The 20,699-nt window shown below is 42.3% G+C and carries 18 protein-coding genes and 1 pseudogene; 7 read left to right on the top strand and 12 right to left on the bottom strand.

The features are described from left to right. Positions 1 to 100 precede the first annotated feature (100 nt). The 7 genes from F9817_RS14320 to citC all read right to left on the bottom strand — a co-directional run bounded on the left by F9817_RS14320 (position 101) and on the right by citC (position 6,142). Positions 101 to 394, bottom strand: coding sequence for a Fis family transcriptional regulator (locus F9817_RS14320; RefSeq protein WP_161156700.1), 294 nt, complete (start codon positions 392 to 394; stop codon positions 101 to 103). A 453-nt stretch (positions 395 to 847) separates the two neighbouring features. Next, complete coding sequence (citG, locus tag F9817_RS14315; RefSeq protein ID WP_161156698.1) at positions 848 to 1,795, bottom strand: triphosphoribosyl-dephospho-CoA synthase CitG; 948 nt, start codon at positions 1,793 to 1,795, stop codon at positions 848 to 850. Continuing rightward, entirely contained in the window at positions 1,773 to 2,309 is a 537-nt protein-coding gene (citX, locus tag F9817_RS14310; RefSeq protein ID WP_161156696.1) for a citrate lyase holo-[acyl-carrier protein] synthase, read from the bottom strand. Before citX ends, citG begins: the two co-directional genes overlap by 23 nt. After that, positions 2,309 to 3,835, bottom strand: coding sequence for a citrate lyase subunit alpha (citF, locus tag F9817_RS14305; protein ID WP_161156694.1), 1,527 nt, complete (start codon positions 3,833 to 3,835; stop codon positions 2,309 to 2,311). The genes citX and citF overlap by 1 nt, the downstream gene beginning before the upstream one ends. Before the next feature lie 9 nt (positions 3,836 to 3,844). Beyond that, positions 3,845 to 4,720 (bottom strand): citrate (pro-3S)-lyase subunit beta, encoded by an 876-nt coding sequence (gene citE, locus F9817_RS14300; RefSeq protein WP_161156692.1) that lies wholly within the window; start codon positions 4,718 to 4,720, stop codon positions 3,845 to 3,847. Then, positions 4,720 to 5,013, bottom strand: coding sequence for a citrate lyase acyl carrier protein (gene citD, locus F9817_RS14295; RefSeq protein ID WP_161156690.1), 294 nt, complete (start codon positions 5,011 to 5,013; stop codon positions 4,720 to 4,722). The genes citE and citD overlap by 1 nt, the downstream gene beginning before the upstream one ends. 67 nt (positions 5,014 to 5,080) lie before the next feature. Then, the gene (gene citC / locus F9817_RS14290; RefSeq protein WP_161156722.1) at positions 5,081 to 6,142 is read right to left on the bottom strand and encodes a [citrate (pro-3S)-lyase] ligase; all 1,062 of its coding nucleotides are present in this window, start codon (positions 6,140 to 6,142) and stop codon (positions 5,081 to 5,083) included. Between the two features lie 272 nt (positions 6,143 to 6,414). Here citC and citS point away from each other — a divergent pair, with 272 nt between their 5' ends. The 6 genes from citS to F9817_RS14260 all read left to right on the top strand — a co-directional run bounded on the left by citS (position 6,415) and on the right by F9817_RS14260 (position 13,672). After that, a complete protein-coding gene (citS, locus tag F9817_RS14285) occupies positions 6,415 to 7,761 on the top strand; it encodes a citrate/sodium symporter CitS (protein WP_161156688.1) in 1,347 nt (448 codons plus the stop codon). Positions 7,762 to 7,821: 60 nt separating this feature from the next. After that, the gene (locus tag F9817_RS14280) at positions 7,822 to 8,085 is read left to right on the top strand and encodes an OadG family protein (protein WP_161156686.1); all 264 of its coding nucleotides are present in this window, start codon (positions 7,822 to 7,824) and stop codon (positions 8,083 to 8,085) included. 26 nt (positions 8,086 to 8,111) lie between these two features. Then, positions 8,112 to 9,908 (top strand): sodium-extruding oxaloacetate decarboxylase subunit alpha, encoded by a 1,797-nt coding sequence (gene oadA, locus F9817_RS14275; protein ID WP_161156684.1) that lies wholly within the window; start codon positions 8,112 to 8,114, stop codon positions 9,906 to 9,908. A 44-nt stretch (positions 9,909 to 9,952) separates the two neighbouring features. Continuing rightward, a complete protein-coding gene (locus F9817_RS14270) occupies positions 9,953 to 11,239 on the top strand; it encodes a sodium ion-translocating decarboxylase subunit beta (protein WP_408063521.1) in 1,287 nt (428 codons plus the stop codon). 94 nt (positions 11,240 to 11,333) lie between these two features. Then, positions 11,334 to 12,986 (top strand): ATP-binding protein, encoded by a 1,653-nt coding sequence (locus F9817_RS14265; protein WP_161156682.1) that lies wholly within the window; start codon positions 11,334 to 11,336, stop codon positions 12,984 to 12,986. Between the two features lie 2 nt (positions 12,987 to 12,988). Beyond that, a complete protein-coding gene (locus F9817_RS14260) occupies positions 12,989 to 13,672 on the top strand; it encodes a response regulator (RefSeq protein ID WP_161156680.1) in 684 nt (227 codons plus the stop codon). Positions 13,673 to 13,709: 37 nt separating this feature from the next. On the opposite strand, the gene F9817_RS14255 is transcribed toward F9817_RS14260, so the two are convergent. From F9817_RS14255 to F9817_RS24530, 3 genes and pseudogenes are all read right to left on the bottom strand, one after another. Beyond that, complete coding sequence (locus tag F9817_RS14255; protein WP_161156677.1) at positions 13,710 to 13,988, bottom strand: hypothetical protein; 279 nt, start codon at positions 13,986 to 13,988, stop codon at positions 13,710 to 13,712. A gap of 161 nt (positions 13,989 to 14,149) precedes the next feature. Next, positions 14,150 to 14,971 (bottom strand): methyl-accepting chemotaxis protein, encoded by an 822-nt coding sequence (locus F9817_RS24535; protein WP_427916711.1) that lies wholly within the window; start codon positions 14,969 to 14,971, stop codon positions 14,150 to 14,152. A gap of 18 nt (positions 14,972 to 14,989) precedes the next feature. Beyond that, positions 14,990 to 16,057 (bottom strand): annotated as a pseudogene (locus F9817_RS24530) (FIST signal transduction protein); the annotation flags it as partial. 844 nt (positions 16,058 to 16,901) lie between these two features. On the opposite strand from F9817_RS24530, the gene F9817_RS14245 reads away from it, so the two are divergent. Beyond that, positions 16,902 to 18,455 (top strand): alanine/glycine:cation symporter family protein, encoded by a 1,554-nt coding sequence (locus F9817_RS14245; protein WP_161156674.1) that lies wholly within the window; start codon positions 16,902 to 16,904, stop codon positions 18,453 to 18,455. 103 nt (positions 18,456 to 18,558) lie between these two features. On the opposite strand, the gene F9817_RS14240 is transcribed toward F9817_RS14245, so the two are convergent. Both F9817_RS14240 and F9817_RS14235 read right to left on the bottom strand, forming a co-directional pair. After that, positions 18,559 to 19,506 carry a bile acid:sodium symporter family protein gene (locus F9817_RS14240; RefSeq protein ID WP_161156672.1) on the bottom strand — a complete coding sequence of 316 codons (948 nt, stop codon included), beginning with the start codon at positions 19,504 to 19,506 and terminating at the stop codon, positions 18,559 to 18,561. Between the two features lie 430 nt (positions 19,507 to 19,936). Next, entirely contained in the window at positions 19,937 to 20,527 is a 591-nt protein-coding gene (locus F9817_RS14235; RefSeq protein ID WP_161156670.1) for an acetate uptake transporter, read from the bottom strand. Positions 20,528 to 20,699: the final 172 nt, after the last annotated feature.

Here is a 20,699-nt window from a genome sequence, read left to right as displayed (position 1 = left end):
AAGGTAGGTAGTTTTTATCAAAGCTCGTAGATTAAAGTCTTAGATACTCACAACACTAATTTGTACTAATTCACTTTCATTGATGACTGCACGCACACTTTTACTGTGTTTCGTAACTGATTTGTTTACTTACGTTCTTTAGTTGCACCCCTACCTTATTAAACGCCTTTTGGACAGTTGTTGAGACGTGCTGGCGGCCTTCCCCCTCTAAAAAGTTTGCTCTATCTTGATTCGTTTCGAATACGCAGACTATTTCTAAGCTTTGTGGAAAAGAAGAGAATTTGACCGTATGAGTCACCCAAAGGAAACCATCGTAGCCTTTTAACGTATCTTCACAAACTTCGGTCAACACCTCTCTAATTAGGTTCTCGACCTTCTTATCTGATTTGCGCATGAAGCAAACTTCCTAATTAACACCTTTAAAACGGCTTTATTCTACATTGTCTTAAACGTTAATGTCATCATTCTAATCTTTAATATCTACCAACATTCCTCTTACTCTATTTCAGGTTCAATAGCTTTTGGGTTACAGGTAACCTTCCTAACCAAAAGATGATGTCGTGACGCAAGATATCAAAATTAACCATTTAAAATCAATAATTTAAAAACAAATCGATAGTTAACAGACCTTTTGACCACCAGCAACCCTTCCTAAACAGGAACCTAATGGTGCACAAAAAAAGGGTATGAGGTAGGAGGAGAATTGGTAAAGAAAAGCGATAAGAAAAAAGCAAAGGTATGCAGTTATGTATGGGGTGACAAAAGGCTAAAAGCGACACTCAACTCTGTCATTAGGGGGAGGCGAAAGCAGAGTGCCACTTACCCTGAAATAGGGAACATAGCCAAATTACTCATTATCAAAAAGTTGTACTAATTCGTGAACTAACCAAGAAGAGGCCAGCAGATCAGCACTGCCACCAGGACTTAGGTGCTTGGCGATCAAATCCTTATCAAACGCCATCAGTTCACTCTCTATATTATGGTATCGATACCCGCCTAATTCCAGTAATTGGCTTGCTCTATTCTGAACAAATCGTAAACCCGCGATACCACCGCGATTTACCAAGTTACTGTCATCATTATTGGCCATGATAACCAGCAATGTATGCCACAACGCTTGCTCAGTAGAAACGCCTTCACTTAGGCATTCACGATACGCTGGCAGTGCGTGATTCATAACAGTACTAAGACCAGATGCAGCTTCACCACGAGCACCAGTCAAACCGTATTGCTGATACATTTTCTCTCCAGCCGTTGCCGCTTCACGCTGAGTACATGCTTTTAGCTCATCGTAAACTAAGAACTGGCAAGACTGACGAATCACCTCTTTGATATGCAGCTCATCGACTTTTAAATTTTTACCTTTTAGCCAACCCACAGCGCCGCAAATTAAGCCCAAGTTGAAAATCATCCCTTTATGCGTATTCACACCGTTGGTAGCTTTAAACATAGCTCGTTCGGCTTCAATACCCACTGGGCGTAACACACTCAGTAAATCGGTAACAGGGGTATGGGCATGATGGGAACCTGAAGCAACAAAACGTTCAAGGTAAGGCACAATTGCATCTGCGCTCGCAACGAACGTAGCTAACGTCATATCATCGTGAGAGCCGTTATTGACGGTATCAACAAGACCCGGTTTTGGCGTGAGGTGCACCTCAAGCATCATCGCGTGATATGCCAGATGCGAGACAAGTTTGGGTAAGCTGAATGCCCGTTTACTTGGTGAAGGAGCAGCCACGGTCACCTCTTGGGGAAAGTCTATCAATAACTCAAGCGTAGCATTCATAGTCATGGGTCATTTCCTCAATTTTCGCTAACAGCGTGGCTAAATCATGACGACGTGAACGAGCGCACACTTTAGCATCCTCGTTGCATATGAGACATCGACGTCTTGCCATCTGTGTCCCTTCGCGAGAGATAATTTTTCCATCAACATCAATAACATCGAGATCCATCAACCGACCTAACGGGTGATTAGACTCAATATTCATCATGGCTTTTTTTAGGAGGGAAGCCGAAGGCGCCTGAATAGAGAAGAAAGCTTCTGGTCCGGTGTTTTCAATCACTTTTTGGCTACCAACAATTGTCCAACCTTGCTGTTGGCACATAGACTTGATCGCTTCTAACCCGGTATTCATCACAATCCGGCTGGATTGATTCATTTTTACAGGACCGGGCATATTGACAGTAAATGAAACAATGGGAAGAGAGTGGCGTTTAAGCCACTCTTGTTGTTGTTTCACCCGAGTCTCTTTACGGTCAAGCATTTCATTTAAGCTCACCTCAGAATCGGTTGAAAATGTCATTACTCTTTTACCTGCTTGATTACATCAATGATAGAACCATCACGGTAGTGAACGAAAGCAACAGTACGTTCTTCAAACTCTAAAGGTTCTGGTTTACCTGTTAGCAGTTCAGCGCGTTGTTGTAGTTCAGCCACTTCCATTACTGGTAGACCAGCCGCAATTAAGCGCTCTTTTACTTCAGGGCGGTTAGGGTTAACTGCAATACCTTGGTCAGTCACCAATACATCGATTGTTGAACCTGGAGTCACAACGTTAGTCACTTTTTCAACGACTGTTGGAATACGACCACGAACTAACGGACAAACGATAACAGCTAGATTAGCGGCAGCTGCAGTATCACTGTGGCCACCTGATGCACCGCGGATTACGCCATCAGAACCAGTAATAACGTTTACGTTAAATTGAGTATCGATTTCTAGAGCACTCAAGATAACCACGTCTAGGCGATCCACAACCGCACCTTTTGAAGATGGGTTAGCGTATTCGTTCGCTGAGATCTCGATGTGGTGAGGGTTACGAGACAATGATTCAGCCGCAACAGAGTCAAAACACTGAACGTCTAACAAATTCTCGATCAAACCTTCTTCATGTAGGTCAACCATCGTTGCAGTGATGCCACCTAGAGCAAATGATGCGCGAATATCTTGACGAATCATTTTTTCTTTTAGGAAACGAGTCACAGCCAGTGATGCACCGCCTGAACCGGTTTGCATAGAGAAACCATTGTTGAAGTAACCAGAGTTTTCGATGACGTCTGCACAGTATTTTGCAATAAGAAGTTCACGAGGGTTTTTGGTCATACGAGTGGCATCGCCACCAATTTTGCTTGGGTCGCCAACTTCTTCAACTTGAACAACAGCATCTACGTTGTCTTGGTGAATTGATGCTGGGTACGCAGGATACTCAACCAAAGATTCAGTCAGCATAACCACTTTATCCGCGTACTCTGAGTCTACTTTTGCGTAGCCTAGAGAACCACAGATAGATTTACCTTTGAAGCCATTTGCGTTACCAAACTCATCACAACAAGGTACGCCGATAAAGGCCATATCAATGTGGATTTCGCCAGATTGAACCAGGTGTACACGACCACCGTGTGAGTGAATGTGTACAGGCTCTTCTAAAAGACCACGAGAGATTTCGTCAGCCAATTCACCACGAATACCAGAGGTGTAAATTTTAGACACCACACCATTTTTGATGTGTTTTACTAACGGTGCATGAACGGAAGTTAATGAACTTGATGCTAACGTTAGGTTTTTAAGGCCCAACTCTGCAATCACATCCATAACCATATTGATGGTTTTGTCGCCGCCACGGAATGCGTGGTGGAAAGAGATCGTCATGCCATCTTTTAAGCCAAGATCTTTAATTGCTTCAGCGAGAGAAGCTTTCATTTTACGGCTTTTTTTATCTGACTCATTCGCCAAGTGCGGAGTCAACTTCAGAGCTTCAGTGTAAGGAGTTAAAGAATAACGTTCCATCTCTTCAGCAGTGAGGGGATTATTTAAAGTACTAACACTCATGACACTACCTTACTGTTTGATACCAGATTCAGCACGTTGAAGTGTCCAGCGTGCGCGTTCAATGATTGGGCTATCGACCATTTTGCCGTTAAGAGAAACCACACCTAAACCATTAGCTGCTGCTTCTTCTGCTGCTTCAATCACAGCATTTGCGTAATCCACTTCTTTTTGACTAGGTGCAAAAACGTTGTGAACCATGTCGATTTGACGAGGGTTAATCAAAGATTTACCGTCAAAGCCCAGCTGTTTAATGAGTTCAGCTTCTTTTAGGAAGCCTTCTTCGTTATTAGCGTCTGAATAAACAGTATCAAATGCCATGATGCCAGCAGAGCGAGCGGCTTGGAGAATAGAACAACGAGCAAATAACAACTCAATCCCTTCAGGCGAGCGTTGAGTTCTTAAATCGCGAACATAGTCCTCCGCGCCGAGTGCAATACCAATCAAACGTTTTGAGCTGTGGGCAATGTCCACACAGTTATTGATACCTTGTGCGCTTTCAATAGCTGCCAATAGTTTGGTGCTACCGACTTCACGGCCACAAGCAATCTCAATCTGTTCAATGGCTTTTTCCATTTCGATGATGTCATTTGGACCGTCTGTTTTTGGCAAACGAACACAATCAGCACCACCGCGAACAACAGCGTTCAAGTCTTTTAGACCAAATTCTGATTCAAGAGGGTTAACACGAACCACTGTTTCGATGTCTTGGTACATTGGGTGTTGAAGAGCATGGAAAACCAACATACGTGCGGTGTCTTTTTCACGTAGAGACACAGAGTCTTCCAAGTCGAACATTAGCGAGTCTGGCTTATAGATGAAAGTGTTGCTCAGCATTGCTGCGTTAGCGCCAGGAACAAACAGCATACTGCGACGAAGTTTAATCATTACATGAGGCTCCAATCGATCTCTTGTTCAGCACAAGCACGTAACACGGCAGCTTGCACGCGCGCTTTGATTACACAATCTAACGCACCCTTATCTTCGATAATGATCTTGGCATCTTCTACTTTCATGTTAGAAAGAGTTTCCAATACAACATTTCGAATCGCTTTACCAAACTGCTGCTCGACGGTACTGTCTAGAGACAAATCAATACCGCCACTCACATTAGGTTCGATACGGACCTGAAGATCACTGGATTCCAGTGTTCCCGCAAACGCGGGGTGAGAAATTTTCATTGGTTCGACCTTGATGAATAGTTTGTAAAAAAAACAACCAGCACTACGTTCACAAAAGCATTAGTGACTAAACGGAGACACAATTCGCTGCATTTTGCGTCGGGGCGATGTAGTGCTGATTGATGTACGAATACGTCGTTTGTGGCACAAGACTTCGCACTGCAGGAATGTCTGCCGTACGCAGTAGGTCACGAACTCTTGACGCCGAAATAGGTTCAGCCCCTTGCTGACACCGTTCTATTTCCACCACTTCGATAGCAGGTCCCCCCTTTTCTTCTAGATCTTTTTCCAACCATTGACGCATGGCCTGATTGTAATGACGGGTCACAGGACACAATGGCTCACTACCCACGAAACGATGAGTAATACCAAGCGCAGGTGCAATCGCGTTACGGAAAATTTTAAGATCAAGCGCCGTGTGGGCGTAATTGATCACTTGTTGATCTTTTATGAAGTAAGTGGGGAATGTTACTTTCGAAATAATGTAATCAGAACCGGTGTGAATTGTCAGGTTTTTAAGATGCTCAGTGCCCGCACGAATCATGGCTAGTCGACCGTCAAAGGAGAATTCATTACCTTCTTCTTTAACGGCAAACAGATGAACCCAATCACACTGCTGACACGCTTTCTCAACCAAGTATTGATGACCTAGAGTAAATGGATTGGCATTCATCACAATGCCACCAATGGTATTCCCTTCCACTCTTTTTGCTGAGAGTTCCTGACAATAGGTTTTAAGACGCGAAGAACTGTTTTCCATTAACGCCACATTAGGCTCTACTTTTTCGACTAAGTAAAAACCACATTGGCTGAACATAGGAACATTAGTGGGTTTGGTAAATAAGAACAGATTGAACCGACCTAGCTCGTAAGCCAAATTCGTTAATTCACTCATTAATGTTAAAGCAAACCCTGTGCCTTGCAGTTCGGGGGAAATGGCGATTGACTTCAAAACATTACCTGCCAATCCACCACAGGCAATAATGGTCATATCTTCCTGATAAGCCACTACAAATCGTTCCACATCTTCATCAATCCCTAGATCATGTAGAGACAAAAATTGCCTAACAGCCTGCATTCGTTTGCTCTGCTTGATGGATATCCTAGAAAAAGTGTAACTCTCCAACATCACGTGCCTCACCTATCTCTTTACGGCAGCAATAGTGCTCGGTTTGGACAATAAAAATATCGAGCCGAATCACTTTATTATTCAGAATAAAAGTACTTTATGATTTTAATGTTTTTAATTTTTAAGATACTGAAAAATAAACAAAAATTAATTAAAAACCATAAAAGTCATTGAGACTTTAAACGCCACTTTAATCAATGACAGTTTTCACAAATATCGGGAAATTAATCCCATACATTGAATAGGTGTTATTAACCTGCTGGATAATAAAAATGAACGAAAAAACCCTACATATAAATACAAATGCATCTGCTTCAAGCGGATTTTCATTAAAAGACAGTAAAGTGTTCGGCGTACCTCTACCACTCTTTGCTGTATTAGCCGCTATTATAGCAATTGCACATTTTACCGATACCCTTCCAAGCAATATTGTCGGCGGTTTTGGCTTTATGTTTGTTGTGGGCGCTATATTTGGCGAAATAGGTAAACGACTACCTATTTTTAATAAATATATCGGTGGCGCTCCGGTTATGATTTTCTTAGTCGCCGCTTGGTTTGTCCAAATGGGTTGGCTACATCAAAATGAAATCACGACTGTTAGCCATGTGATGAAAAAAACCGGCTTTTTAAACCTTTTTATTGCCGTTTTAATCACCGGTTCTATTCTTGCGGTTAACCGTAAACTGTTACTTCGCTCTTTAGCTGGCTACATTCCAACCATCCTTGCTGCTGTTGCTGGTGCTTCTTTACTTGGCATACTAGGTGGTTGGGTTTTTGGTATCAGCCCAGCGAAAATGATGATGATGTACGTACTGCCTATCATGGGTGGTGGTAACGGTGCTGGCGCCATTCCTTTGTCTGAAATTTATGCCTCTGTAACCGGTGGTTCAAAAGAACAATATTACTCTGTCGCTATTGCAATTCTAACGATTGCAAACGTCATTGCGATTGTTGCTGCTGCTGTTTTGAATGGGTTAGGCCAAAGATACCCAACAATAACAGGTAACGGTGAATTAATTCGTAATTCAAGCTTTGATGTTAAATCAGAAGAAAAAAGCGTTAACGTAACCCCACGTGAAATTGCAATTGGCTTAATGCTAGCCACTTGTATTTATACGTTCTCTTCTTCTTTATCAAAAGATATTTTGCCAGGTTTTGGTGACGTAAAAATTCATACATTCGCTTATATGGTTATTATCGTCGCTATTATAAACGCGCTTGGCTTATGCTCAGACGAAATCAAAGAGGGTGCAAAACGCTTATCAGCTTTCTTCTCTAAACAACTTCTCTGGGTATTAATGGTGGGGGTTGGTATTGCTTATACTGATCTAGGTGCTGTTATTAGTGCTATCTCTTTCACTAACGTCATTCTAGCTGGCCTAATCGTTGTTGGCGCTATCCTTGGTGCTTCTCTAGGTGGCTGGGCTATGGGCTTCTACCCTGTTGAATCCTCAATCACTGCTGGCCTATGTATGGCTAACCGCGGTGGTTCTGGTGACTTGGAAGTACTGGCTGCTTCTAACCGTATGAGCCTTCTATCTTACGCTCAAATTTCCTCCCGTCTTGGTGGCGGTATCGTATTGGTTATCGCGAGCGTGGTATTTGGCATGTTGATGTAATCACCCCCTTGCTCCACTGGCGCGCTTTGCGCGCCTTTTCTCTCTGTCGGAAAACTTGATATGCAAGAAACATCGTTACTTATGGAAGGCGTTAACCTACTCACCCTCGGGATGGGTTTTGTCTTTATCTTCCTAATCTTTTTAGTCTTTGCGATCACGGTAATGTCTAAGTGTGTTGCGCGTTATGCGCCGCCACCAGCTGCGCCAAAATCGAAAACAAAAACTCAGTCTGCTCCTGTATCTAATCCCGCACAAGATGATCAATTGATCGCAGTATTAACTGCCGCGGTACATCACCACAGAGCTCAAAGACAAGCTAATTAAAAAATACAACAAAGGAGAATTTTGAGATGACTCAGGCAACCAAGCGTGTTGGTATTACTGACGTCGTATTACGCGATGCCCACCAATCTCTTTTTGCAACTCGTCTTCGTCTTGAAGACATGCTTCCTATTGCGGAACAACTCGATGATATCGGTTACTGGTCTCTAGAGTGCTGGGGCGGTGCAACCTTCGATAGTTGTATTCGCTTCCTTGGCGAAGATCCATGGGAACGCCTACGTGCATTAAAGAAAGCAATGCCAAAAACGCCACTACAAATGTTACTACGTGGTCAAAACCTTTTGGGTTACCGTCATTATGCTGATGACGTAGTTGATACATTTGTTGAACGTGCAGTGAAAAACGGCATGGATGTGTTCCGCGTCTTCGATGCGATGAATGACCCTCGTAACATGCAACAAGCCATTCGTGCGGTGAAAAAACAAGGCGCGCATGCACAAGGTACTTTGAGCTACACCACCAGCCCTGCTCACGATTTACAAACATGGGTAAACGTAGCACAAGAGTTAGCTGAAGAAGGTGTTGATTCTATTGCAATTAAAGACATGTCAGGCATTTTAACGCCTTACAAAGCTGCAGAATTAGTCTCTACCCTGAAAAAACAAGTTGATGTTGAATTACACCTTCACTGTCACTCAACAACTGGCATGGCAGATATGACTCTGCTTAAAGCCATCGAAGCAGGTGTCGACCGTGTTGATACCGCTATTTCAAGCATGAGTGGTACTTATGGTCACCCAGCAACTGAATCTTTGGTTGCGACTCTGCAAGGTTCAGGCTACGACACTGGCTTAGATCTGCACAAGCTAGAAAAAATTGCGGCTTACTTCCGTGAAGCGCGCAAAAAATATCATGAATTCGAAGGCATGATGAAAGGCTCTGACTCACGTATTTTGATTGCTCAAGTACCGGGCGGCATGTTAACCAACATGGAAGGCCAGCTAAAACAACAAAATGCCTTGGATAAATTGGATCAAGTACTCGAAGAAATCCCTCGCGTGCGTGAAGATCTTGGTTATATCCCATTGGTCACTCCAACCTCGCAAATTGTCGGTACACAATCTGTTATCAACGTCTTAATGGGTGAGCGTTACAAAACCATCACCAAAGAAACGGCGGGGATTTTAAAAGGTGAATACGGCCGTACTCCTGCACCAGTGAATACCGCTCTTCAAGAACGTGTTCTTGACGGCGGCGAAGCGATCACTTGTCGCCCAGCAGATAAACTGGCACCTGAGATAGTTGAGCTACAACAAAGCGTTATTCAACAAGCCAAAGAAAAAGGCATCCAACTTAGCGACAACGTAATTGATGACGTATTGATGGTCGCTCTATTTGATCAGGTGGCGTGGAAATTCCTCGCAAACCGCAACAACCCAGATGCATTCGAACCTGTACCGCAAGCTAAAACTAAGGAAGAAAAAACCGTGGCGAACTCTAAAGCTCCTGCTGATAACGGCGTTTACACCATTACTGTTAACAACCAAAGCTATGTGGTGAAAGTGACTGAAGGTGGTGATATCAGCCAAGTTTCAGCGGCTCCAGCGGCAGCACCAGTTGCGGCCCCCGCTCCAGCAGCCCCAGTAGGTGCAGGTGAAACAATGAATGCACCTCTTGCTGGTAACATCTGGAAAATTAAAGCAAAACCTGGCGAACAAGTGGCTGAAGGTGATGTATTGTTAATTCTTGAAGCGATGAAAATGGAAACCGAAATCCGCGCACCTCACGCAGGAACTGTAAGCAGTGTTGACGTAAGCGAAGGCGATTCTGTTCAAGTTGGAGATTCTCTGCTGGTTTTAGCGTAATTTAAGGTGAGGTAGTTACCACTATGATGGATAATATCATCGCAATGGTGAATGACTTTGGCTTTTTCCACCTTAATTGGGGTCAAGCCATCATGATAGTGATTGGGCTCGTATTGCTCTATCTTGCTATCGTGAAACAATTCGAACCATTGCTTCTCGTTCCAATCGGTTTTGGCGGCATCTTGTCAAACTTGCCAGATGCAGGCCTTGCCATGTCAGCCGTTGAAAACGCACTATATGCAGCCAAACCAGATGTGTTAGCCGCATTTGCTCACGTATTAAATGTGGGTGCAACAAGCAGCGTGGCTGTATTGAAAGAAGCGATTCATTCAGCAACACCAACACAGTTGGCGAACTTGCATCTTCTCGCTGAACAGTACTCATACACTGATGGTATGTTGCACCAATTCTATAGCGTGATCATCGCATCAGGCGCAGGCCCATTAGTAATCTTTATGGGGGTGGGTGCAATGACAGACTTTGGTCCGCTATTGGCTAACCCTAAAACGTTACTGCTCGGTGCTGCTGCGCAATTTGGTATCTTTACCACTATCTTAGGTGCATTAAGTTTAAGCTCTTTAGGGGTGATGAACTTTAGCGTCGCTCAAGCGGCTGCTATCGGTATCATTGGTGGTGCAGATGGCCCAACCGCGATTTATGTTTCTAGCTTACTATCACCAGAACTACTTGGTGCCATTGCAGTAGCGGCATACTCGTACATGGCTTTGGTGCCTATGATTCAACCGCCAATCATGCGTGCACTAACCACGGATGCTGAGCGTCAAATCAAAATGAGCCAGTTACGCCAAGTAAACAAATTGGAAAAGATCATTTTCCCATTAATGTTATTGGTACTGATCGCCATGTTACTGCCTTCAGCAACACCTCTACTTGGTATGTTCTGTTTCGGTAACTTGATGCGTGAATGTGGTGTAGTAGAACGTCTTTCTGATACAGCGCAAAATGCGTTAATCAATATCGTGACCATCTTCTTGGGCCTTTCTGTTGGTTCTAAATTGATGGCAGATAAGTTCTTGCAACCACAAACCATCGGTATTTTGTGCTTGGGCATTATTGCTTTCTGCGTTGGCACTGCAGCCGGTGTTTTAATGGCCAAACTGCTTAACCGCGTCAGTAAAGATCCAATTAACCCATTGATTGGTTCTGCTGGGGTTTCTGCTGTTCCTATGGCCGCTCGCGTATCCAATAAAATTGGTTTAGAAGCTAACAGTCAAAACTTCTTATTAATGCATGCGATGGGTCCAAACGTCGCTGGTGTTATCGGTTCTGCTGTTGCCGCTGGCGTGATGATCAAATACGTATTAGGCTAATAAATTCAATAGCTTTTTGAGTATTTTGTAAATTTGATTGGGGTTTTAGACCCCAATCAATTTTTATATTTTCTAACCACCGTATACTCCCCTTATGGCATACAATCTTTCGTCTTTTTTGCATAAAACTATCTGTCGTAACCTTTCTTTTCAGCAAAGGGTATTTTTATTACTTCTTGCTGTTGTCGCTACTCAGCTATTTTTGGTGGCTGGATTCTTTCACCAATCGTTAAGTAGCAGCCTTGAACATCAGGTTACAACCAAAGCCCTGATCCAAGCGAAAGAAATTGCTAGTGACCCGAACTTTGTCGCATTACTTGAAGAGAAAAATATCCATAAAATTCAGAAATATGTAGACAGACTTCAGAAAATCACTGATGCTGATTTTATTGTTATTGGTAATAAGAAGGGAATTCGACTCGTTCACCCTGAAAAAGACAAAATTGGGATGCCAATGATCGGGGGCGATAATATTAAAGCCCTCAAATATGGCACAAGTTACACCACCATGAAGAAAGGAAGCCTCGGCATTTCCATTCGTGGTAAGGCAGGAATAAAATCGCCGGACGGAAAAATCATTGGCGTGGTGTCTGTCGGGTATTTACTCGATAGCGTAAGTTATTGGCTAATGTTCTATTCCTACCCGGTAATATTCGCGCTGATTGTACTCATGATTTTTTCTTCGCTCGGCGCATGGCTATTTACCCGCCATATTAAGCAACAAATGTTTGATATGGAGCCAGAAGAAATTGCCATGAATTTGCATTTACAAAACTCTATATTGCAAAGTGTGTACGAAGGAACCATTGCAGTGAGCCGGCAAGGTGAAATTCTTTCGGTCAATACCAAGGCATTAGATACGCTAGGTATTCCGCATCCACCGCAGTTTTTAATTGGCCGTTCTATTCAAGAATATGTCACACCTTGTGAGTTTTTCCTTGGTGCTAATGCCTTCGGTGAGTATGAGTCTAAAGCAGAAGAGCTCATGCAAGATGAGTTGATCACCTGTAATGGTGAAACGTTAGTCGCGAATCGAGTTAATATTGAAGACGGCGACTCCCATATAGGCTGGGTGGTTAGCTTTAGAAAGCGCAATGATTTCAATACACTAACATCACAGATATCACAAATCCGCCAGCACAATGAAAGCTTAAGAGTCATGAGCCATGAGTTTGCAAACCGACTTTCGGTGATTGGAGGATTAATACAAATTGGTGCTTATGATCAAGCGATTAACACCATTCGTAAAGAAACACAGCAACAGCAACAATTGGTCGACTTTATCGCCCAAACCTTTCAATCCAAGGTAGTTGCAGGACTGTTACTAGGGAAATATACCCGAGCTAAAGAGTTAGGGTTGACTCTAGAATTTGATCCAACCTGCCAATTAGAGCAGGAACCTACATGTATGACCCCAGATGAGTTAGCGGCTATTTTAGGTAACTTATTGGATAATGCATTTGAAGCGACACTGAAAAACCCGCAAAGTAATAAGGTGATTACTTTACTGTTAACCGATTCAGGAGAAGAGCTAGTGATGGAAGTGGCAGACAATGGCACTGGTATTCCTCACGAAATCTCTGACACGCTTTTCTCTAAAGGTGTATCCAGTAAAAATCAGCCAGGTCACGGCATCGGACTGTACTTAGTCCATCAATATGTGACCCAAGCGGAAGGTACCATATTAATAGATGAAGCTGAGCCTCAAGGAACAATATTTTCAATTTTTATACCCAATAAGAGCTGAACATGATGGAACACATTGATGTACTTATCGTCGAAGATGAACCAAATATCGCCGAAGTACATAACTTTTACTTACAGCGTATGAATCGATTTAGACCCGTCGGTGTTGCTACAACTGTCGCCGAAGCTCGTAACATGATTCGTATTCTTAAGCCTAAGCTGATTTTACTTGATAACTTTTTACCAGACGGTAAAGGGATAGAATTATTAAAAGAACTGACATCAGTGACTCATCCTGCGGATGTGATATTTATTACCGCAGCCTCAGATATGGATACCGTGCGCGAAGCGGTGCGCTGTGGTGTGTTTGACTATTTACTTAAGCCGATAGCTTATGATCGAATGGAAGACTCTTTAGAGCGTTATTTGAAATACATTAGCTCTCTTAGAGCAAGTGATAACGTCAATCAACGCCATGTCGATGAACTGTTTAATTTCCAAGCCAAAACTCAACATCTCGAAGCCTTGCCCAAAGGTATTGATGAGTTAACTTTAGAAAAACTAAAAGAAATTTATTTACAACATGATCAAGCCTATACCGCAGAATCTCTCGGTAAAGCTATCGGTATCAGTAAAACGACCGCCCGTCGCTATCTAGAATACTGCGTAACTAGTGGTTTCCTAGAAGCGCAAATCCTACATGGTAAGGTTGGTCGTCCAGAGCGTATCTACCAAAAAAGACGTTAAGCCATCATTCGTCTCTCGTGGTATACAATTCAAACACTCACAACGTAAGATCGCAGGGGATCGCTTCAGTTTGATCCCCTATTTCTAACGTACCGGTGAGATTCTTGCAGTGCGCTTCACATAGCGGTATCACAAATATCTTACCTTTATCAGGCCCTGACACACATTGAACCAGCACACCATCTGAAGCGGGTTCTAAACAGTGCGCTTCAGAACAATATACATCGTGGCCTTTGCTGTAATGCTGCCAATACTCCAACCATAGTTCACGTACTTCATGTGTTTTTAAGTCTTCGGATACTTTTTTTACTATCATGGTTCACCACTACTTTAGCAGGTAAATACGTTTTTCTATTAAACGCTTTTTACCCACTAAGAAGTATGCTGAAACTCAAATTTCCTTATGGTCTATAGCTATTTTTTAATTTTTAATTGTTTAATTAAAAAACACTTACCCCATCACAACATGATGAGATTTTAACCGTTATGGCTATTAGCGATTGTTGATAATTTATCAATTAGAGTAATTTCTTCTTCAATCACATTAATACGTTCGTGAGTTTCATGAGCACGTTGTATATCTTGCTCAGCCGTTGCCGCTGTTTGTTCCGAACTTTGCGACATAATGGTTAACTCAGAGCTGAACTTTTCAGAATCGGTTTCAACTTTGCTCAGTACAGTATTAATGCTATCAATGCCTTTATTAATGTCTGAGATAGAATCCGTCACTTCTTCAATCGTTTCGCCTGTTTCCTGCACACTCGTTTGAGTACGTTTTGATAAAGCACGAACCTCATCAGCCACCACAGCAAACCCTCGTCCAGCTTCACCAGCTCGAGCGGCTTCTATGGCTGCGTTCAGAGCTAATAAGTTCGTTTGCTCCGCAATACCACTGATCGACTGAATGATGTTCACAATGCGATCAGCACTGTCTTTCAGCTTATCCATACCTTGCATTAAGTTCTGCCGCTGAGACTGCTGCTGAGCAATCTGAGTCATAAAGGCTTGGAATTGACCGCCAAGCTCTTTCTGTTGAGCTGCCGCACTGGAAGCTTGAGAAGCACTACCTTCTAACTGCGCAGTTGCCGCTTGTAGCATTGGATGAATCTGACTCATATGACTAATAACACTGGCTTGCAATGTATTAATCTTCTTCGTACTCACTAATCTTGAATGCAGGTAATAGCTTGCAAATGAAGCCAAATAGAATGGGAAGTTATCCGCATATTCATCGCGAAAATTATCGTTTTCTCCGACTTTAAAGAACGCAATAGAGGTCACAGTCTGGTTTTGGTGCAGACCTAGAAACTCCCCAAACGTTGAAAAACCAGAGAGGCAGACCCCGGAAAATGTATCAACTTTGCCAAGACTGTCAGCATTATTTAAACGCCTTAAAATACAGTCATTGGCCACCATAGCAACAGGCTGACCTGGTTTGCCATCCATAAATCGCTTGTAATCTGACGTCGTCGTTTGGCTGAAATCTTTGGCTTTAACTAAAAATAGCCGCTCACCAAAAGCAAAATCCCCAAAGAAGCTAATACTGCCATCGGGATTAATCGCCGCGACGGAGCGAATGAATAGCTCACCATTAATATCAATACCAAAAGAGTACTTACCTAATTTGTCACCCACCTGTTCAGGCCCGCATTTAAAATGACGAGCTAACCAATCAACCGGTGACATCAAATCCATACTGTCATCAAGAACAGAATGCAACGTTCGTGTGAATGGGTTGAAATCAACCACATCAAATCCACGCGAAGTGTTCTCAAAGTTGTGGCTTTTAAATATTCCGTAACGATATTCAGGCGCTATTTTGCTAAAGCAGACGAGCACTCGATTGGCTTGTACTTGTCCATCGAAGGCTATTTTGGCACTTTGGAAATCCAACTTACCACCCGCACTTCCCCCAATGAAATAACAGGGGAATTTACGTGTTTTATAGAGTGCTTGGGTAAAGAAATCCTCACTTGCAGTCAAACCGTCAAAGTAAGTAAATGCAATTGTATCGTGGCTATCGACCGAAAAAGGCACTCTAATTTTATTAATCTCGCTGGCTATCTTAGCAATACGATTTTCAGACTGAGTATATAGATTGCTACCACTGGGCGTTTCATTGTTGAAGAGTGGAATGGAATGAATGGAGAGTTTTTTCAAAAGGCGTTTACTAAAAGCGTGAACAACAATCCCATCCCAAGTATTTGGGGTGTCGTGATACAACTTAGTACCCCCCCCCAGCTCACCCGCGGTCATAATGCCAATAACGTGTTCGGCAAAAGGTGTTGCTTGTTTCAGCTTGCTATTGACTGAATTGAAGTCGCAGTGTGGAGAAATAAAGGCAATAACGAGAGCGGTTCCACCAGCTAAGTTAAACGGAGCCATACTCGCTTCAGTAATATCCTTGCTGCTTATCGTTTTCGAGATCGACACTTGGGCAGATTCTGCTAACGTCTTTGCTTGTTGATTCTTTCTAAAAAACATCCCGACTCCCCTTAACACAGTAGGTCGCTCTTTACGTTATGAGTATTGTGCATGTGATACATCACTTCACTTTGAGCATAATAGATAAATAAAACTTATCCTGTGTGGGGGTAATTTTTTATACTCTATAGATATAATTTTCACTCAAGCTGTTAACGGGATCTCATCTACTTCCTATCGATCAGCGAAAAACATACACATTTATGAGTCTTACTGCATTTTTATACTTAACTAACCTAAAGCTTCTGTTTCAGCAACAATGTATTTGTTCTTAGTCACTGATTTGAAAATAGAGTCGTCGTTCAAGAAAACGATCACTTCCATTTATTCTAAAAAAAGTTCGCAATATCGTTCGGACAAGAATAATTTACTAACAAAGCATTAACCTGTCTCATAAGCGACTAAATAGCGTCAAACGACAGCTTTCAACCGATAAAAAATGGCAGAAATCAGCATATCATTCCAATCAAATTTTATTTTCTAGATATAAACCCCAAACATAAAGTCACAGATAAATAGTTTAGCTAGCTTAATACTGGTAATACAATATATCGCTTCAAATTAACTCAAAAGCACAATATATAGATAAAAACCATTCCCATTAATACTTTAAATACTCTAGTATGTGGCACGAAAAACATAATAATCAAAATAATCAAATCGCTTAAATGGGTTCATGTAGCAGGATTGATCTGCCTATAACCGTAATTTAAGTATAAAACACAACAAACAGGGATAATTCTACATGCAGTCATTTGTGGATTTTTTAAATGGTATTATTTGGAGCCCAGCGCTTATTTATTTGTGCTTGGGCGCAGGGTTGTTTTACTCGATTTTGACGCGCTTTGTTCAAGTTCGTCACTTCTTCGAAATGTGGCGCTTACTCTTCTCTGGTAAAAGTTCAACTAAAGGTATCTCTTCCTTCCAGGCACTCGCTGTTTCTTTATCAGGTAGGGTCGGAACAGGTAATATCGCAGGCGTTGCGGCAGCCATTGGTTTTGGTGGTCCTGGCGCAGTATTTTGGATGTGGGTTGTTGCTTTCTTCGGCGCGGCAACCTCTTATGCTGAATCAACCTTAGCGCAAATCTATAAAGAAGAAGATAATGGCGAGTTTCGCGGTGGTCCAGCCTATTACATCGAAAAAGCGATGGGACAAAAGTGGTATGCATGGATTTTCGCTATCGCAACCATCTTTGCTTGTGGTGTGTTACTTCCTGGAGTCCAGTCCAACAGCATCGGCAATGCCGTAGAATCTGCGTTCGGTTCAGGTGGCATGATTGAAACCGCTATTGGTACATTCAGTTTTGCTAAGATCCTAACTGGCACACTGATTTCTATTCTACTTGGCTTTATCATTTTTGGTGGTGTAAAGCGCATTGCGAGCTTCACTCAAGTCGTTGTGCCATTTATGGCATTAGCCTACATCATTACCGCTTTTGTTATCATTCTTCTAAATATCGGCCAAGTACCACATGTGTTTGGTTTGATTATCAGCGATGCCTTTAGCCCAATGGCTGGCTTAGGTGCAGCTATCGGTTGGGGGGTAAAACGTGGGGTTTACTCTAACGAAGCAGGCCAAGGTACAGGCCCTCACGCGGCAGCAGCAGCTAACGTCGAGCACCCAGCACAACAAGGCTTAGTACAATCTTTCTCTATCTACATCGATACATTGTTAGTTTGTTCTGCGACAGCATTTATGATTCTTATCACAGGCGCTTACAATGTGAGTGGCCCAGAAGGAACCTTCCTAGTACAAAATGTGGCAGCGAATATTTCACCCAATGGTCCGGTATTTACCCAACTAGCGATTGAAACTGCCCTGCCTGGCGTGGGTAAAATCTTCGTCGCATTTGCACTGTTCTTTTTCGCCTTTACTACTATTTTGGCATACTACTACATTGCAGAAACAAATATCGCCTACATTCGTCGTACGTTCAAAACAGAAGCTCTAGGCTTTTTGTTGAAAGTGGTACTTTTAGCTGCCGCATTTTATGGCACAGTAAAAACCGCTAACCTAGCTTGGGCAATGGGTGATATCGGTGTGGGCTTAATGGCTTGGCTAAATATCGTTGGTATTTTAACGATCTTCTTCTTGGCAAAACCGACCATGTTAGTGCTGAAAGATTATGAACGTCAGCAAGCAGAAGGCGTTGATGAATACCTTTTTGATCCCAAAGCATTGGGGATTAAAAATGCGACCTATTGGGAAGAAAGATACCAACGAAAAACCGCGCAAACTAACGAGTATGAAACATCAGATCAATGGGCACCTAATCAAGCACTCTCAGCAGAGTCCTAAGGTTTCCATCTCTTAAATACATAAAAAGGTTAGCGTTCGCTAACCTTTTTTTATTTCAAATCTAGATGAGAAAGAAAATCGAATGTTGCCGAAAGAAGCTCAATTAAGCTTGAGCTTCTGCTTTCGAGTTTTCATCACTACCTTCTAAAGGTTTCTTCGCCCAATAACCAGCCAAAATAGAACCTGATAGGTTGTGCCATACAGAGAATAGTGTTCCTGCTACTGCAGATGCCGGAGTAAAGAATTTCATCGCTAACGCAGTCGCCAGACCTGAATTTTGCAGGCCAACTTCAAAAGCGACAGTGCGGCATGTACGTTCTTCAAAACCAACTAAACGGCAAATCCAATAACCTAATGTTAAGCCGATACTGTTATGCAATATAACCGCAACGGCGACAATTGGACCAATTTGAGTTAACTGATGTGAATTTAACGCCACTACAATCGCAATGATGGAAACGATAGCAAGCATAGAAATTAATGGCAGAACAGGCTCTAATTTAGCAGTAAAAGAGTGAGCTAACCGATTGACTAAAATCCCAATAGCAACTGGAACTAATACAATTTTCACTAGGCTAATCAGCATTCCTATCACTGGTACATCAACACTCTTACCTGCTAATGCTTCGACGAGAAGCGGGGTAACCACCACCCCTATTAAGGTTGAAATAGCCGTCATGGTAATAGAAAGCGCAACGTCCCCTTTCGATAAGTAACACATCACATTCGATGAAGTGCCACCAGCAACACTACCAACCAACACCATGCCAACCGTTAGCATCGGATTAAACTGTAATAGTGTACTAACTAAAAGAGCCGCGAGAGGCATGATGCTAAATTGCAGAACAAGCCCCACCCCAATTGCTTTTTTATTTTTCACAACGTTAAGAAAATCTTTTGGCTGCAGGGTTAATCCCATTGCCAGCATAATGACGGTTAATAGTGGGACAATGTCTGATTTGAATCCTGTAAACCAGCTCGGTTGCCAGAAAGCGCAAAGTGAGCAAAGTACGGCCCATAGAGGGAAAAGATTAGTGATAGTCCTTAACATGATACATTCCTGTCGCTTGTTTAGGCAGAGGAGACCAAATGAATACCCCTACTCAACGGCAGTTTTTATCGGTATTCGCATCCCTGCACAACAAGTGTGTTTGTTGTTTAATAAATAAAGAAGTGCCTAGATTCCACTCTTCCATTCCCTGTCAACCAGCAACTAAAAATGCCGATTAACTGGAACTATGTCTAACAATATTAAGCTTCTCGTTAAACTTAATATTGTGACTAAAGAGCAGAGAAAATAACCATCAACGGCTGATGTCAGCTCCTTGCTGAACACTTCAAAGGTGATCGCCTTAACACTACCGCGTTTTGTTTAAATTAACACCTAGTTTTTTACACTTACCCAACAGATCAGAACAGGTCATACCAACAAAAAAGCCAGCAATCATGCTGGCTTTGGTTTCATCAGAGTAATATCGCTATTAATGTGCTGCAGCTACGTTTACTTGAGCATTTTTCTTAGCGCCCACAGGCAATACTTCACGACCGTATTCATTATTTAGAACACTTGCCATTGCAAAGTAGATTGCACTTAAACCACAGAAGATACCTTCAAAACCAGCGATGTGGCCGATAGTTTCGTTACCAGTAAACGCGTGAGCTGTAAGCAGTGCAAATAGAATAGTCAATGAACCAAATACCACTTGCTTCGCCACTGGGTAACATAAAGAGCCAATGAACATAAAGCCAGTAAATAAGCACCAAAGCGCTAAGTACCAACCCATGAATGATGCAGGGCTAGCAGGAAAACCCATTTTTGGCAATGCAATCAAACCAACCAAGGTTAACCAAAATAGGCCGTAAGAAGTAAACGCCGTCGTACCAAATGTATCACCACGTTTGTAACACATAATGCCAACAATAACTTGTCCCAAACCACCGTAGAAGATACCCATAGCAAGGATCATTGAATCTAATGCAAAAAACCCTGCGTTGTGTAAGTTAAGTAAGACTGTAGTCATACCAAAACCCATTAATCCTAACGGAGCTGGGTTCGCTAATTTTGTCGACATTCTGAATATCCTGAAGTAATAAAAATAATAATAAAGCGCGGATTGTAATGAAGCTTTGGATAAAAGATAGCTAGCAAAAATGAAATGTTAGATACAAATATTGATGTTATGAATGTGTATTTGATATTTCTAGGTTTAGTGACGTTTCATTCTGTTTTTAAACGCAAATTTT

The organism is Vibrio eleionomae (genome assembly GCF_009874545.1).
Lineage (GTDB): Bacteria > Pseudomonadota > Gammaproteobacteria > Enterobacterales > Vibrionaceae > Vibrio > Vibrio nitrifigilis.
The sequence above is the reverse complement of the archived record's forward strand: the minus strand, read 5'-3'. Positions and strand labels throughout refer to the sequence as shown.